The organism is Cellulosimicrobium funkei (assembly GCF_001019615.1).
Lineage (GTDB): Bacteria > Actinomycetota > Actinomycetes > Actinomycetales > Cellulomonadaceae > Cellulosimicrobium > Cellulosimicrobium cellulans_E.
This window is the reverse complement of the sequence record NZ_JNBQ01000001.1, coordinates 427,532-441,439: the sequence shown is the minus strand read 5'-3', so window position 1 is coordinate 441,439 and position 13,908 is coordinate 427,532. Positions and strand designations below refer to the sequence as shown.

General features: G+C 74.2%; 12 protein-coding genes. 7 read left to right on the top strand and 5 right to left on the bottom strand.

The window, feature by feature from the left end; genetic code table 11:
* Positions 1-86: 86 nt before the first annotated feature.
* Both FB00_RS01970 and FB00_RS01965 read left to right on the top strand, forming a co-directional pair.
* Positions 87-1,688, top strand: a complete 1,602-nt coding sequence (locus FB00_RS01970; protein ID WP_082140897.1) for an FGGY-family carbohydrate kinase — start codon at positions 87-89, stop codon at positions 1,686-1,688.
* The gene (locus FB00_RS01965; RefSeq protein WP_047231094.1) at positions 1,685-3,331 is read left to right on the top strand and encodes a fucose isomerase; all 1,647 of its coding nucleotides are present in this window, start codon (positions 1,685-1,687) and stop codon (positions 3,329-3,331) included. Before FB00_RS01970 ends, FB00_RS01965 begins: the two co-directional genes overlap by 4 nt.
* Here the strand turns inward: FB00_RS01965 and FB00_RS01960 are convergent.
* Positions 3,321-3,773, bottom strand: a complete 453-nt coding sequence (locus FB00_RS01960; RefSeq protein WP_047231093.1) for a VanZ family protein — start codon at positions 3,771-3,773, stop codon at positions 3,321-3,323. The two genes, FB00_RS01965 and FB00_RS01960, sit on opposite strands and share 11 nt — an antisense overlap.
* Positions 3,774-3,913: 140 nt before the next feature.
* Here FB00_RS01960 and FB00_RS01955 point away from each other — a divergent pair, with 140 nt between their 5' ends.
* Positions 3,914-4,903 carry a TIGR03885 family FMN-dependent LLM class oxidoreductase gene (locus FB00_RS01955; protein WP_047231092.1) on the top strand — a complete coding sequence of 330 codons (990 nt, stop codon included), beginning with the start codon at positions 3,914-3,916 and terminating at the stop codon, positions 4,901-4,903.
* Complete coding sequence (locus FB00_RS01950; RefSeq protein WP_047231091.1) at positions 4,900-6,603, top strand: alpha-amylase family protein; 1,704 nt, start codon at positions 4,900-4,902, stop codon at positions 6,601-6,603. Before FB00_RS01955 ends, FB00_RS01950 begins: the two co-directional genes overlap by 4 nt.
* A gap of 15 nt (positions 6,604-6,618) precedes the next feature.
* On the opposite strand, the gene FB00_RS01945 is transcribed toward FB00_RS01950, so the two are convergent.
* Positions 6,619-6,861 (bottom strand): hypothetical protein, encoded by a 243-nt coding sequence (locus FB00_RS01945; RefSeq protein WP_047231090.1) that lies wholly within the window; start codon positions 6,859-6,861, stop codon positions 6,619-6,621.
* 101 nt (positions 6,862-6,962) lie between these two features.
* Here FB00_RS01945 and FB00_RS01940 point away from each other — a divergent pair, with 101 nt between their 5' ends.
* On the top strand, positions 6,963-8,099 hold the full coding sequence (locus FB00_RS01940) for a threonine aldolase family protein (RefSeq protein ID WP_047231089.1): 1,137 nt from the start codon (positions 6,963-6,965) through the stop codon (positions 8,097-8,099).
* A gap of 19 nt (positions 8,100-8,118) precedes the next feature.
* Positions 8,119-8,613 carry a nucleoside deaminase gene (locus tag FB00_RS01935; protein WP_197088713.1) on the top strand — a complete coding sequence of 165 codons (495 nt, stop codon included), beginning with the start codon at positions 8,119-8,121 and terminating at the stop codon, positions 8,611-8,613.
* Between the two features lie 72 nt (positions 8,614-8,685).
* On the opposite strand, the gene FB00_RS20845 is transcribed toward FB00_RS01935, so the two are convergent.
* A complete protein-coding gene (locus FB00_RS20845) occupies positions 8,686-9,612 on the bottom strand; it encodes a hypothetical protein (RefSeq protein ID WP_156186261.1) in 927 nt (308 codons plus the stop codon).
* 85 nt (positions 9,613-9,697) lie between these two features.
* Here FB00_RS20845 and FB00_RS01925 point away from each other — a divergent pair, with 85 nt between their 5' ends.
* A complete protein-coding gene (locus tag FB00_RS01925) occupies positions 9,698-10,126 on the top strand; it encodes an SRPBCC family protein (protein WP_047231087.1) in 429 nt (142 codons plus the stop codon).
* A 97-nt stretch (positions 10,127-10,223) separates the two neighbouring features.
* On the opposite strand, the gene FB00_RS01920 is transcribed toward FB00_RS01925, so the two are convergent.
* Together FB00_RS01920 and FB00_RS20840 are read right to left on the bottom strand one after the other, a co-directional pair.
* On the bottom strand, positions 10,224-12,092 hold the full coding sequence (locus FB00_RS01920; protein ID WP_047231086.1) for a DUF5979 domain-containing protein: 1,869 nt from the start codon (positions 12,090-12,092) through the stop codon (positions 10,224-10,226).
* A complete protein-coding gene (locus FB00_RS20840) occupies positions 12,035-13,810 on the bottom strand; it encodes a choice-of-anchor A family protein (RefSeq protein ID WP_052877362.1) in 1,776 nt (591 codons plus the stop codon). The genes FB00_RS01920 and FB00_RS20840 overlap by 58 nt, the downstream gene beginning before the upstream one ends.
* Between the last annotated feature and the right edge of the window lie 98 nt (positions 13,811-13,908).

The window sequence follows — 13,908 nt, the reverse complement described above, 5'->3', positions numbered from 1 at the left end:
GTCTCACATGGCGAGATGTCGCCGAGCAACGGCGCAGGTCGGAGCCGCCGTTGTTTCTGTAATCGATTTCTGTCATGCTGGTGGGCATGCCCAGACCCCCCGCGACCCCGGGCCTCGTCGGTGTCGACGTCGGCACGTCGAGCACCAAGGGCGTGCTCGTCGGGCCCGACGGCGCGATCCTCCGCTCGACGACCCGCGCCCACACCGTGGACCGGCCGGCGCCCGGACACGTCGAGATGGACGCCGCCGTCTGGTGGGACGAGCTCGTCGCGATCGTCACCGAGCTCACGTCCGACCTGGCCCCGGGCGCCGTCCGCGGCTCCGACGTGCCCGCCGACCTCGTGGTCGCGGCCGTCGGGGTGTCGGGCATGGGTCCGTGCGTCCTGCTGACGGACGAGGTCGGGACGCCGGTGCGCCCGGCGATCCTCTACGGCGTCGACACGCGCGCGACCCGCCAGATCGCCGAGATCGACGCCGCGCTGGGGCGCGCCACCGTCCTCGAGCGCTGCGGCTCCGCGCTCTCGTCCCAGGCCGCAGGGCCCAAGATCGCCTGGGTCCGCGAGCACGAGGCCGAGGCGTGGTCCCGCGCCCGGCGGCTGTTCATGCCCGCGTCCTACCTCGCGTTCCGGCTCACCGGCGCCTACGTGCTCGACCACCACTCCGCGTCGCAGTCGACGCCCCTCTACGACCCGCGCACGCACGAGTGGATCGACGACTGGGCCGACCTCGTCGCCCCGGGGCTGGAGCTCCCCGCGCTGCGCTGGCCGGGCGAGGCCGCGGGCGTGACGCGCGAGCCCCTCGCCGGGGTCCCGGCGGGCACGCCGGTCGTCACCGGGACGATCGACGCCTGGTCGGAGGCCGTGAGCGTCGACGCGACGCACGTCGGCGACCTGATGCTCATGTACGGCACGACCCTGTTCCTCGTCGCGACGGTCGCCGAGCCCTTGCGCAGCGAGACGATGTGGGGGACGGTCGGCGCCTACCCGGGGACCCACAACCTGGCCGGGGGCATGGCGACGTCGGGCGCGATCACGTCGTGGCTCCGCGACCTGACCGGGGCCGGCTACCCCGAGCTGCTCACCGAGGCCGCGGCCTCCGGGCCGGGCGCGCGCGGGCTCCTCATGCTCCCCTACCTCGCGGGCGAGCGGACCCCGGTCCAGGACCCCGACGCACGGGGCGTCGTCGCCGGCCTCACCGTCTCGCACACGCGCGGCGACCTCTACCGCGCGGCGCTCGAGGCCACGGCGTTCGGCGTGCGGCACAACGTCGAGACCCTGCGCGACGCCGGGGCCGACATCTCCCGGGTCGTCGCCGTGGGCGGCGGCACCCAGGGCGACCTGTGGACGCAGGTCGTCTCGGACGTGACCGGACTCCCCCAGGTCGTCCCGACGCGGACGATCGGCGCGAGCTACGGTGCCGCGATGCTCGCCGCCGGGCTCGTGCACGAGCAGGGGCGGCTCCTCGACGTCGCCGCGTGGAACCCCCCGGCACGTGTCGTCGAGCCCGACCCCGCGACACGCCCCGCGTACGACGAGCTCTACCGCCTGTACCGCGACCTGTACCCCGCGACGCGCGACGTCGTGCACGCGCTCGCCCGCCGGACGGCCCGCCCCGCGGCTCCCGCCTCCGCCGAGCGTCCCGCCACCCTCTCCACCGACCGCGCCACCCTCGAAGGAGCACCCGCATGACCAGCACCTACGCCGTCCCCGAGCTCGCACCGGAGGTCCGGGCCCCCGAGAGCACGGTCTACCTCGTCGCGTCGGGCGACCTGCGCGAGTCCGCGAACGTCGCCGGCTGGCCGACGCAGGTCGAGCTCGAACGCGTGCTCACCGACGCGTTCGCGGCGAACGGCTGGAAGGTCGTGCGCGCCAACGACGTCGACCCCGAGACCGGGCACGGCTTCATCAGCTCGCAGCGCATGGGGCTCGACGTGTTCGCGACCATCCCGCCCGACGCACCGCTCGTCGTCGCCGAGGCGGTGTGGCAGTACAGCCACCACGTGCTGGCCGGGCTGCGCACGCACCGCGGCCCGATCCTCACCGCCGCCAACTTCGCGGGCGACTGGCCGGGGCTCGTCGGGCTCCTCGGCCTGAACGCCGGCCTCACGAAGATGGGCACGCCGTACTCGACCGTGTGGACCGTCGACGGGACCGACGCCTGGTTCCAGGACGCGATCCGCTCGTGGGTCACGACCGGGACGATCGAGCACGACGACTCCCACGTCCACCCGCTCCCCGCGCTCCCGGAGTCTCCGGAGAAGCAGCTCGGCGAGGCCCTCGCGGCCCAGCTCCTGCGGGAGAAGGCGATCATCGGCGTCTTCGACGAGGGCTGCATGGGCATGTACAACGCGATCTTCGACGACGAGCTGCTCAACGGGCTCGGCATCTACAAGGAGCGCCTCTCCCAGTCGGCGCTCTGGGCGGAGATGCAGCGCGTGACCGACGACGAGGCGGACGAGGTCCAGCGCTGGCTCGAGGACGCGGGGATGACCTTCCGGCTCGGGACCGACGAGGCGACCGAGCTCACGCCCACGCAGCTCCGCTGGCAGCACAAGATGTACGTCGCGGCCCTGCGCATCGCCGACGACTTCGGGCTCGACGCGGTCGGCATCCAGTACCAGCAGGGCCTCAAGGACATCTGCCCCGCCTCGGACCTCGCGGAAGGGCTGCTCAACAACGTCCAGCGCCCGCCGGTCCGCTCGCGCGACGGGCAGCGGGTCCTGTGGGACGGCCAGGCGTTCCCCCACTTCAACGAGGCCGACGAGGGCGTCGCCGTCGACGCGCTCGTCACGAACCGGCTGTGGACGGCGATGGGGCTCGACCCGGCCACGACGCTGCACGACGTGCGGTGGGGCGAGGAGTACGACGGTCAGTTCGTGTGGGTCTTCGAGATCTCCGGCTCGGTGCCCGCCTCGCACCTCGAGGGCGGCTACGCGGGCGCGGAGGGCTGGCGCCAGGACCCGGTCTTCTTCCCGGCGGGCGGCTCCACGATCAACGGCGTCTCCCGGGCCGGCGAGATCGTCTGGTCCCGCGTCTACATCGCCGACGGCGTCCTGCAGGTCGACCTCGGGCGCGCCTCGGCGGTGTCGCTCCCCGAGGAGGAGACACGTCGCCGCAAGGAGGCGACGAACCCGGAGTGGCCGATCATGCACGCCGTGCTCCACGGCGTGAGCCGGGACCAGTTCATGGCCCGCCACAAGGCGAACCACCTGAACGTGGCGTACGCGCCCGACGCCGGGACCGCCGACCGCGCGCTCGAGGCCAAGGCCTCGTTCTTCGCCGCGCTCGGCCTGCCGGTCCACCTGTGCGGGGACAGCGCGCTCACCCGGTGATCGGCCGGCGCGCGCCGACGGTGAGCACGAGCACGGCTGCCAGCGCCGCGCCCAGGAGCGCCCCCGCCGTGTTCAGCACGACGTCCTGGACGGTCGGGACGCGGCCGGGCAGGAGGTTCTGGGTCAGCTCGATCGCCACCGACAGCGCGCAGCCCGCGAGCGTCACGACCGCGGCGGCGTGCCACACGCCCAGCGGTGCGCCGCGCCGTCGTGCGGTCGCGCCGCGCAGGAGCGGCACCCCGAGCACGCCGAAGGGCCCGAACATGACGACGTTCGCGAGCGCCTCGAGCACCGGCAGGGTGATCGGGATCCCGAGGCTCTGGAGGAAGTCCAGGGTGGCGGTCGCCCAGCCCGGCGCGTCGGTCGACTGCGGGGAGGGCCACAGCGTCACCACGAGGACGGCGGCGAGGTAGGCGGCGAACGTCCACGTCAGCAGGCGCATCCCCGCAGCGTACGGGGGTGGGTGCGGCCGGAGGCGGGAGCCGCGGGACGGCCACGCTCCCTCCACCGTTCCCCCTCCGGCGCGTCCGGCGCGGTCGTCTCGCCGAGCGTGTGGCGCGGAGCCTCGGTTCACTGGGCGCCATGGTCTCCCTCGGATTTCACGCGTCCCACGAGCAGATCGCCCCGGGCCCGCTCCTCGCCGCCGCGCGTCGCGCCCAGGAGGTGGGGTTCGACGTCGCGATGTGCTCCGACCACCTCGCGCCCTGGAGCGTGCGGCAGGGCGAGTCGGGCCACTCCTGGTCGTGGCTCGGCGCCGCGCTCGCCAGCACCGACCTGCCGTTCGGCGTCGTCACGGCGCCCGGCCAGCGCTACCACCCCGCGGTGGTCGCGCAGGCGATCGCGACGCTCGGCCAGATGTTCCCCGGCCGGTTCTGGGCCGCGCTCGGCTCGGGCGAGGCGATGAACGAGCACGTCACGGGCGACCCGTGGCCCACCAAGGCCGACCGGGACGCCCGCCTGCGCGAGTGCGTGGACGTGATCCGCGCGCTCCTCGCGGGCGAGGAGGTCACGCACCGCGGGCACGTCACCGTGGACCGTGCGCGCGTCTGGTCGCTGCCCGACGTCGTCCCGCGCCTCGTGGGCCCGGCCGTCACCCCGGCGACGGCACGCCGCCACGCGGACTGGGCGGACGGCCTCGTGACGGTCAACCAGCCGGTCGAGTCGCTGCGCCGCGTCGTCGGCGAGTACCGCGACGCGGGCGGGCGCGGCCCGCTCGCCCTCCAGGTGCACGTCGCGTGGGGCGACGACGACGCAGCCGCGTTCGCCGTCGCCCACGACCAGTGGCGCTCGAACCTGCTGCCCCCGAGCGTGAGCTGGCACCTCGAGACCCCCGAGCAGTTCGACGCCGTCGCGGACCTCGTGCGTCCCGAGGAGGTGCGCGGGACGGTCCTGGTCGAGCACGACGCCGAGCGGTTCGCGGACCGCGTCGCCGAGCTCGTGGCGTGCGGGTTCGACGAGGTGTACCTGCACCACGTGGGGCAGGAGCAGGACGCGTTCCTCGACGCGGCCGGCGCGACGCTGCTGCCGCTGCTGCGGTCGGCGACCGCGACGACCGAGGGGGGTGCGGCATGAGGATCAGCGACACCGGCGACCTGTGGTGGAAGAACGCGGTGATCTACTGCCTGGACGTCGAGACCTTCATGGACTGGGACGACGACGGCGTGGGCGACTTCGCCGGGCTCGTGCAGCGCCTCGACCACCTCGCCGACCTCGGGGTCACGTGCCTGTGGCTCATGCCGTTCTACCCGACCGCCGACCGCGACGACGGCTACGACATCACCGACTTCCTCGCGGTCGACCCGCGGCTCGGCGACGTCGGGGATCTCGTCGAGCTGATCCGGACGGCCCACGACCGCGGCATCCGCGTCATCGCCGACCTCGTGGTCAACCACACGTCCGACCGGCACCCGTGGTTCAAGGCCTCGCGGTCGAGCACGGACAACCCGTACCGCGACTTCTACGTGTGGCGCGCCGACGAGCCGCCGCCCACGAAGGACCAGGTGATCTTCCCCGACCAGGAGGAGAGCATCTGGACGAGGGACGAGCGCACCGGCGAGTGGTACCGGCACCGCTTCTACCGCCACATGCCGGACCTCAACACCGCCAACCCCCAGGTCCGCGACGCGATCGCGAAGACCATGGGCTACTGGATCCAGCTCGGGCTCTCGGGGTTCCGCGTCGACGCCGTCCCCTTCTTCCTCGGGGACGCGGCGGCGAACCCGTCGGACGAGATCGAGGACCCGCACGACTTCCTGCGCGCGCTGCGCTCGTTCCTCTCGCGCCGCACGGGCGACTCGATCCTCATGGGCGAGGTCAACCTGCCGTTCGAGGAGCAGCGCCTCTACTTCGGCGACGACGGGGAGGGCGACGGGAGCGAGTCCGGCCCGTCGAGCTCGGAGCTGACGCTCCAGTTCGACTTCAACGGCATGCAGGCGCTGTACCTGTCGCTCGCGCGGCACGACGCCGGACCGCTCGCCGCGTCGCTCGCCTCGCGCCCCCCGATCCCGCACGACGCGCAGTGGGCGACGTTCGTGCGCAACCACGACGAGCTCACGCTCGACAAGCTGTCCGACGACGAGCGCCAGGAGGTCTTCGCCGCGTTCGGGCCCGAGGAGGACATGCAGCTCTACGGGCGCGGGCTGCGGCGTCGGCTCCCGCCCATGCTGGGCGGCGACCCGCGGCGCGTGCGGATGGTGTACTCGCTGCTCTTCGCGCTCCCGGGGACTCCCGTCCTCTACTACGGCGAGGAGATCGGCATGGGCGAGAACCTCGCGGCGGACGGTCGGCTCGCCGTGCGGACCCCGATGCAGTGGACGTCCGGGCGCAACGGCGGGTTCTCGCGCGCTCCTGCCCGACGCCTCTCCGGGCCCGTGCCCGGCGACGGCTACGCGCCCGAGCACGTCAACGTCGCGGACCAGCGACGCGACCCCGACTCCCTGCTGACCTTCGTGCGCCTCCTCGCGCACCGCTACCGCGAGTGCCCCGAGCTCGGCTGGGGCGACGTCGACGTGCTGGACCAGCCCGAGCCGTCGGTCCTCGCGCTGCGCAGCACGTGGCAGGAGGCGTCCATGGTCACCGTCCACAACCTGTCCCCGGACCCGGTCGTGGTCCGGCTCGCGCTCGAGGACCTGCCGGAGGACGCGCGCCTCGTCGACCTGCTCGACGCGGACGACGTCGAGCCGGACCCCGACGGGAGCGCCGAGGTCCGGCTCGACGGCTACGGCTACCGCTGGCTGCGCGTCACGCACCCGGGCTCGCGCCGGCTCCTGTGAGCCGGCGGCCGGTCGTCAGTCGTCGTGGCTCGGCTCGTCGGGGCCGACGGGTCGGCCCGGCGACGACGGCCAGTCGGGCGGCGAGTCGGGGACCGGGTCCGCGTGGCTCGGGTCGCGCGGCGGCTCCGACGGGTCCGGGGGCGGTCCCGGGGACTTCGGCGGCTCGACCGTGGGCTCGGCCGGTCGCGCCGGCTCGACCGGTCCGCCGGGGTCGGCGGGTCGGTGCGGGTCGGCGGGGTCGTGGGGATTCATGGTCATGGCTGCACCTCCGTGCTCACGGCGCCCGGCCGGGCGTCTCTCCGACGCTAGGCACGGCCGCGCCCGCTCGCTCGCCCCGGCGCAGTCCCTACGCTGGGCACGTGACCTCGTTCGCCTCGGACAACTACTCCCCCGCCCACCCCGACGTCCTCGCCGCGCTCGCCGCGGCGAGCGCCGGGCACGAGATCTCCTACGGCGAGGACCCGTGGACCGCGCGCCTCCAGGACGCCGTGCGGTCCCGCTTCGGCCCGGACGCCACGGCCTACCCGGTGCTCACGGGCACGGGCGCCAACGTCGTGGCGCTCATGGCGATGCTGCCGCGCTGGGGCGCGGTCGTCGCGACCGAGCACGCGCACCTCAACACGGACGAGAACGGCGCACCCGAGCGGGTGGGCGGGATCAAGGTGCTCGCCGTGCCGGCGCCGGACGGGAAGCTCACGCCCGACGCCGTGGAGCGGTTCGCGGGCGACCTCGGCGACCCGCACCGCGCGCAGCCGCTCGTCGTGTCGCTCACGCAGTCGACCGAGCTCGGCACGCTCTACACGCCCGCCGAGATCCGCGCGGTGGCCGACGCCGCGCACGCCCGCGGCATGCGCGTGCACCTCGACGGCTCGCGACTCGCGAACGCCGCCGCGGCGCTCGACGTCCCGCTGCGCGCGCTGACCACGGACGCGGGCGTGGACGTGCTGTCGTTCGGCGGCACCAAGAACGGGCTCGCGCTCGGCGAGGCCGTCGTCGTGCTCGACCCGTCGGCCGTCGACGGCCTCGAGTTCGTGCGCAAGGCGACGATGCAGCTCGCGTCGAAGATGCGCTACGTGTCCGCGCAGCTCCTCGCGCTGTTCGAGCCGGTGGGCGACGCCGTCGCCGAGGTCGACGAGATCGCGGACGAGGACGAGCTGTGGCTGCGCAACGCGCGGCACGCGAACGCGATGGCGGCGCGCCTGCGCGCCGGGCTCGCGGACGTTGTCGTCCCCGCCGCGCTCGGCCCCGACGACGCCGTCCCCGCGCCGACGTCGGGCCTCGCCTTCACGCAGCCCACGCTCGTCAACGCGGTCTTCGCGACGCTCCCCCGCGCCGCCGTCGAGCGCCTGCGCGAACGGCACCGCTTCTACGACTGGGGTCCGGGCGAGTCGCCCGACCGGGTCGAGGTCCGGTGGATGTGCGCGTGGGACACCACCCCCGGCGACGTGGACGCGTTCGTCGCGGACGTGCGCAGCGTCCTCGCGGTCGCGCGCTGACCGGGCGAGGATGGGCGCCATGACTCCCGACACGCTGCCCACCGCCGACGACCTCCTCCACCTGCGCCGCTGCGTCGAGCTCGCGCGCGAGGCGCTCGACGACGGCGACGAGCCGTTCGGCTCGCTCCTCGTCGACCGCGACGGGGTCGTGCGGTTCGAGGACCGCAACCGCGTGAAGGACGGCGACGCGACCCGGCACCCGGAGTTCGAGATCGCCCGCTGGGCAGCGGAGCACCTCACGCCCGGCGAGCGTCGCGACGCGGTCGTGTACACGTCGGGCGAGCACTGCGCGATGTGCAGCGCGGCCCACGCCTGGGTCGGGCTCGGCCCGATCGTCTACGCGTCGAGCACGACGCAGCTCGTCGGCTGGCTCGACGAGTGGGGTGTGGCGCCCGGACCCGTGCGCCCGCTCGCGATCGGCGACGTCGCCCCCGGCGTCGCCGTCCGCGGCCCGGCGTTCGAGCTCGCGCCCGAGATCCGGTCGCTGCACGCGCGCCTCCATGGCGTGTCCTGAGCCTGCCGGCGCGAGGTCGCGACCTGTCGCGACCTGTCGCGCCCTGCCGCGACCTGGCGCTGACAGGTCGCGTCAGCCGTCCAGCGCGGCCGCCACCGCGCCCGCGACCTCCGGGAGCGCGAGGTAGCCCGCCGGGCTGCCGTCGGCAAGCAGCACGGCCGCCGCGTGGTGCCCGGGTGCCGCGTTCGCGACGACGAGGTCCTCGATCGCCGGCGTCGCCGGGTCGAGCGGGAACGCGTCCGGGCCGAGACCGTGGAGCGCGAGCGCGTCCCGGCGGTCCCGCACCGCGACCCAGCGCCGCACCGGGGCGGGCACGCGCAGCGCGGCGCGGGTCGCGAGGACGCCGCGGATCGCCCGGATCGCGAGCGGTGAACCGAGCGTGAGCAGCAGGGGCACGTCCCACCGTGCGGCGTCGGGGTGCTCGCGCAGCACCGAGTACGCCACGACCGACCCGAGCGAGTGCGCGACCACGACGGCCGGGCCGTCCGTGGGGATCGCCGCCGCGACGGCGTCGTCGATCGTCGCGCGCACGGCGTCGTCGTGCAGGTACGCCCACACGTCGCGCGCGAGCAGCACGACGACCGCGCCGCTCAGGCCGGGCACGTACCGGTCGAGCGCGGCCAGCAGCAGGTTCAGCCATGCCCCGACATCGGCCCCGCTGCCTGTCCCCTCGCCCGTCCCGGCACCCTCGGGGCGCGCCGGGACGCGCGCTCCCGTGCCCCGCAGCACCTCCTCGGCGACGGCCGCGACGAACGCGAGCTCGTCGTCGGGCAGGGCCGCCAGCGTGTGCACGGTCACCGGCGGCGGGTCGGCGTCGCCCGCGACGAGCCCCACGAGGGTGTCGCCGTAGAAGACGAACGACGTGTCGTCGTCGTGCAGCGCGAGGTCCGACCCGGCCGCCGCGAGGCCCGCGCCCAGCACGGCGGTCCACGTGCGGTCGAGGACGTCGGCGTCGAGGCCCTGGTTGTCGCGGCCGTGGACGAGCACGAGTCGGGTCACGTGCCCGAACCTACCGGCTGCCGGTGTCGCCCGGAGGGTCTACCGTCGGCCCCAGGAGCCAGCCCCCGAGCCCCCCGAGGTACCCATGAGCGACCCCACCCTGACCGACCACAGCACGACCGCCGAGATCCACGTCGCACGACCCCCGCAGGTCGTGTGGGCCGAGCTCATGCACCCGAGCGCCCGCTGGATGCTCGGCATGAACGTCGAGACCGACTTCATGCCCGGCAGCCCCGTGACGTTCGAGGGCCACTACATGGGTCGCGAGTTCGCGGACTGGGGCACCGTCGTCGCGGTCGAGCGCCCGCGGCTGCTGCACTTCACGCACTTCTCCCCGACGATGGGCCTGCCCGACGTCCCGGAGAACTACCACGACATCGCCATCACGCTCGAGCCGGACGACTCCGGGACGCGCGTGCGCGTCGTCGAGCGCAACATCGAGACGGCGGACCGCGCGGAGCGCGCCCACGCGCTGTGGACCAAGGCGCTCGCGACGCTCGCGGGCCACGACTGAGCTCGGACAGCGCTCGCGCGAGCGGTACGACGACGGGCCGGTCACCCCGCGGGGTGACCGGCCCGTCGTGCGTCGCGGTGGGGCGACGTCCCGAGGGTCAGGCGGTGCGGCCCCGTCGGGCGCGGATCGCGACGAGCGCGGCGCCGGTCCCGAGGAACAGCAGCGCGAGCGTCGTCACGAGCACCGCGTCGGAGCCCGTGACCGCGAGACCCTGCTCCCCCGCCGTGTTCGTGAGCGTCACGACCACCGTGCCGTCACCCACCGTCACCTCGGTGACCGCCGTGCCGTCCACGGTGAACGCCGGCGCGCCCCAGTCGACCCCACCGATCTCGGGCAGCTCCGTCTCGGTGAGCCGGACGACGGTCCCGGCCGGGAGGTCCTGCGGCCCCTCGACCGGGACCCCGTCGGCGCGGACGGTCAGCGTCCCGGTGACTGTCCCGGCGGGCGAGTCGTACGCGTAGGCCACGACGAACTCCGTGGTCGCGGGGACGGCGGCGGACGCCTCGCCGGTCACCCGCTTGACCAGCGAGAACCCGCCCGCCGCCTGGTTCGCCGTGTTCGTCACGGTGACGAGGGTGTCGTCCCCGTCGCCGACGACCACCGACTGCGGGCTGAACGTCGGGACGCCCCACGCGACGCCCGTGATGTCGGGCAGGTCGGCCTCCGTGTAGGTGACGACCGTGCCGACCGGGAGGTTCTGCGGGCCGGCGACGACCGTCCCGTCGGCCGGGACCTGGAGGTAGCCGCCGACGAGGGTGCCGTCGAGCTCGTACGAGTACGCGACGGTGAACAGGGTGTCGGCGGGCACGAGCTCCGCGCGGTCGCCGGTCACCTCCTTGGCCACGGAGAACCCGCCGACCTCGGCCACGTCCTGCGTGGTGTTGGTCAGCGTGACGAGGGTGTTCGCGCCGTCCCCGACCGTCACCGACCCCGGGGAGAACGTGGGGGCGCCCCAGACGACGCCGTCGACCTCGGGCAGGTTGATCTCGGTGAACGTCACGACCGTCCCCACCGGGAGGTCCTGCGGGCCGTCGACGACGGTGCCGTCCGCGAGCGGGGTCAGCGTCCCCGTGAGCGGGCCGTCGTACGCGAAGCCCGCGGGCAGGGTCGCGGACCACTCGACCTCGAACTGCGTGCCCGGCGGCACGCTCCCGGCGAGGCCGCCCTCGACCGCCTTCGCGACGGAGAACCCGCCCGTCCGCGCGGTCGCCGTGTTCGTCACCACGACCCCCGCGACGGCGTCGCCGTCACCGATCGTCACGGTGCCGGGCGACACGGTGGGCGTGCCCCAGTCGACGCCCGGGACGTCGGGGATCGTCTGCTCGGTGAACGTCACGACCGTGCCCTCGGGAAGGTCCTGCGGCCCGTCCACCACGGTCCCGTCCGCGAGCACGGTGAGCGTCCCGGAGGTCGCTCCCTCGTAGCCGGAGTCCGGGGGGAGCTCGGCCTCCCACGCGACGACGAACGCGGTGTCCGGCGGCACCGCCCCCGACGCGTCGCCCGTGACGGACTTCTGCACCGCGAACCCGCCGATCTCCGCGGGCGCGTCCGCCGTGTTCGTCACGGTCACCGCGACACCGGTCGGTCCCTCGACGATCGTGATCGGGGAGGCAGGCTCGAGCGTCGGTACACCCCACTCCACGCCCGCGATCTCGGGCAGCGGCTGCTGCTCGGCGAGCGTCACCGTCGTGCCGACCGGCAGGTCGGTCGGGCCGCTCGCCACGGTCCCGTCGGCGCGCACCGTCAGCGTGCCCGACGTGGCGCCGTCGTACGCGACGCCCGCGGGGACGGTCGCGGTCCAGTCGACCAGGAACGCGGTGTCACCGGGGACGGCGCTCGCCGCGCCTCCCTCGAGAGCCTTCTGCACCGTGAATCCCCCGACGACGGCGACCGCGACGTTCGTGACGGTCACCGCGACCCCGGTCGCGCCCTCGACGATCGTGACGGGCGACGCCGGGCTGAGCACCGGATCCCCCCCGACTCGACGCCGTCCACCTCGGGCAGCGGCGTCCGCTCGGCGAGCGCGACGGTGGTGCCGACGGGCAGGTCGGAGGGACCGTTCGTCACGGTCCCGTCCGCGAGGACGGTCAGCGTGCCGGACAGGTCGCCGTCGTAGGTCGCCCCCTCGGGGAGCCCCGCCTCCCAGTCGACCAGGAACGCGGTGTCGGCGGGGACGAGCCCCGCGGCGTCACCCGTCACGGCCTTGGCCACCGAGAACCCGCCCACCGTCGGGACGGCGCCGCCGTTCGCCGTGTTCACCACGGTCACCGTGACGGTCTGGTTCTCCTGGATCGTGAACTGCGCGGGGTCGCCCAGCGGCTCGCCGTTCACCTGGATCACGGGCGTTCCCCACTCGACGCCGGGCACGGAAGGAAGGTCCGTCTCGGTGACCGTCACGACGGTGTCGACCGGCAGCGTCGGACCGTTCACGAGCGCGCCGCTGATCGGCACGACGAGCGTGTCGCCACCGGTCGTCCCGTCCGGCTCCTCGTACGTGTACTCGACCTCGAACGTCGTCCCGGCGGGCACGTCGGCGGCGGCCTCGCCCGTCACGGTCTTCTGGACGACGAAGCTCGCTGCCGAGGTGCAGTCGAACGGTCCCGGGCCGATCCACGGGTAGTTGTGCATCTCGAGACCGCCGGTGACGCTCGGGTCGCCGAACGTGAGGTTCCCCCCGACGAGGACGCGCCCGTTGGTGCTCGTCGTGATCGTCGCGTCCGCCGCCGGGGCGAGAATCGTCCCGAGGAACTGGTCTGCCCGGCCCAGCGCGAGCTCCGGCGTCGACTCGAAGTTCCACAGGATCCGCGAGGCCCAGTTGCCGAACTGGGGGCCGAACGCGTTGATCTGGTTGACGCCGTTGCCGACCCAGAAGTTCGGGCTGAAGTCCACGGGCGCGTCGCCGGTCACGTTGATCGCGATCGCCGCGCCCTCCGGGATGGCGGCGAACTCGACCTCGGTGACGCCGTCGAGCTCCGTCGCGTCGATGGAGAACACCTGCGGGTCGTCCGTGCCGGTGCCCGTGAAGACGACCCGGTTCCCCGACACGACACCGGTCGTCGCCGGCCACCCCGCGATCGTGCTCGACGCGTCGGCTATCACCGACCCGAAGTCGGACCACTCGGCGAGCGCACCGGGCCCCATGCCCTCCGTCACGGGCGCTTCCACGCCCGGGACGGTTCCCGCTGTCGAGAGGCTCCCCGCTCCCGTGACGGTCCCGCCGACGTTCACCGCGCCGCCGCTGGGCAGCGTCGAGCCGACGGTGACGCTCGTTCCGGCCGCGATGTCGAGGCCCTCTCCGACGGCGAACATCACCGCCCCGTCCGGCGGCGTGATCTGCGAGCCCGCCCCGACGGCACCCACGCTGAAGTTCCCCGGAGCGTCGACGACAGCGTCACCGCCGACGACGAGAAGGCCCTCGGACTCTGCGGCGCTCGCCGTGGCGCGGTAGTCACCGCCTGTGTAGACGGTGACGTTCGAGTCCGTGAAGGCCGGCAGGTTGCCGATGTTGGGCATGTCGCCGGGGTCCGGGCAGAACCCGAGCGCCGCCGAGGCCGACCGGGCCTGCGGCCCGGTGACCAGGACCACCGCCCCGACGAGGGCGAGGACGGCGGCGATCGTCGCGGCGACGACGCGCCGGGTGCGATCCCCCAGGGCGAAAGTGCGGGTGGGTGGGCGACGGGACATGCCTGGCTCCAAGGTCGGACGATGCGGTACGGCCCGATCGGGCCGCACCTCTCACACACGAGACGCTCCCCCGTGAGGATCATGACGGGAACATCGAG

What these genes read in the sequence shown, in the direction of transcription:
- FB00_RS01970 (WP_082140897.1), top strand. Translation starts at nt 87, where the DNA reads ATGCCCAGACCCCCCGCGACCCCGGGCCTCGTCGGTGTCGACGTCGGC.
- FB00_RS01965 (WP_047231094.1), top strand. Translation starts at nt 1,685, where the DNA reads ATGACCAGCACCTACGCCGTCCCCGAGCTCGCACCGGAGGTCCGGGCC.
- FB00_RS01960 (WP_047231093.1), bottom strand. Translation starts at nt 3,773, where the DNA reads ATGCGCCTGCTGACGTGGACGTTCGCCGCCTACCTCGCCGCCGTCCTC.
- FB00_RS01955 (WP_047231092.1), top strand. Translation starts at nt 3,914, where the DNA reads ATGGTCTCCCTCGGATTTCACGCGTCCCACGAGCAGATCGCCCCGGGC.
- FB00_RS01950 (WP_047231091.1), top strand. Translation starts at nt 4,900, where the DNA reads ATGAGGATCAGCGACACCGGCGACCTGTGGTGGAAGAACGCGGTGATC.
- FB00_RS01945 (WP_047231090.1), bottom strand. Translation starts at nt 6,861, where the DNA reads ATGACCATGAATCCCCACGACCCCGCCGACCCGCACCGACCCGCCGAC.
- FB00_RS01935 (WP_197088713.1), top strand. Translation starts at nt 8,119, where the DNA reads ATGACTCCCGACACGCTGCCCACCGCCGACGACCTCCTCCACCTGCGC.
- FB00_RS01925 (WP_047231087.1), top strand. Translation starts at nt 9,698, where the DNA reads ATGAGCGACCCCACCCTGACCGACCACAGCACGACCGCCGAGATCCAC.
- FB00_RS20840 (WP_052877362.1), bottom strand. Translation starts at nt 13,810, where the DNA reads ATGTCCCGTCGCCCACCCACCCGCACTTTCGCCCTGGGGGATCGCACC.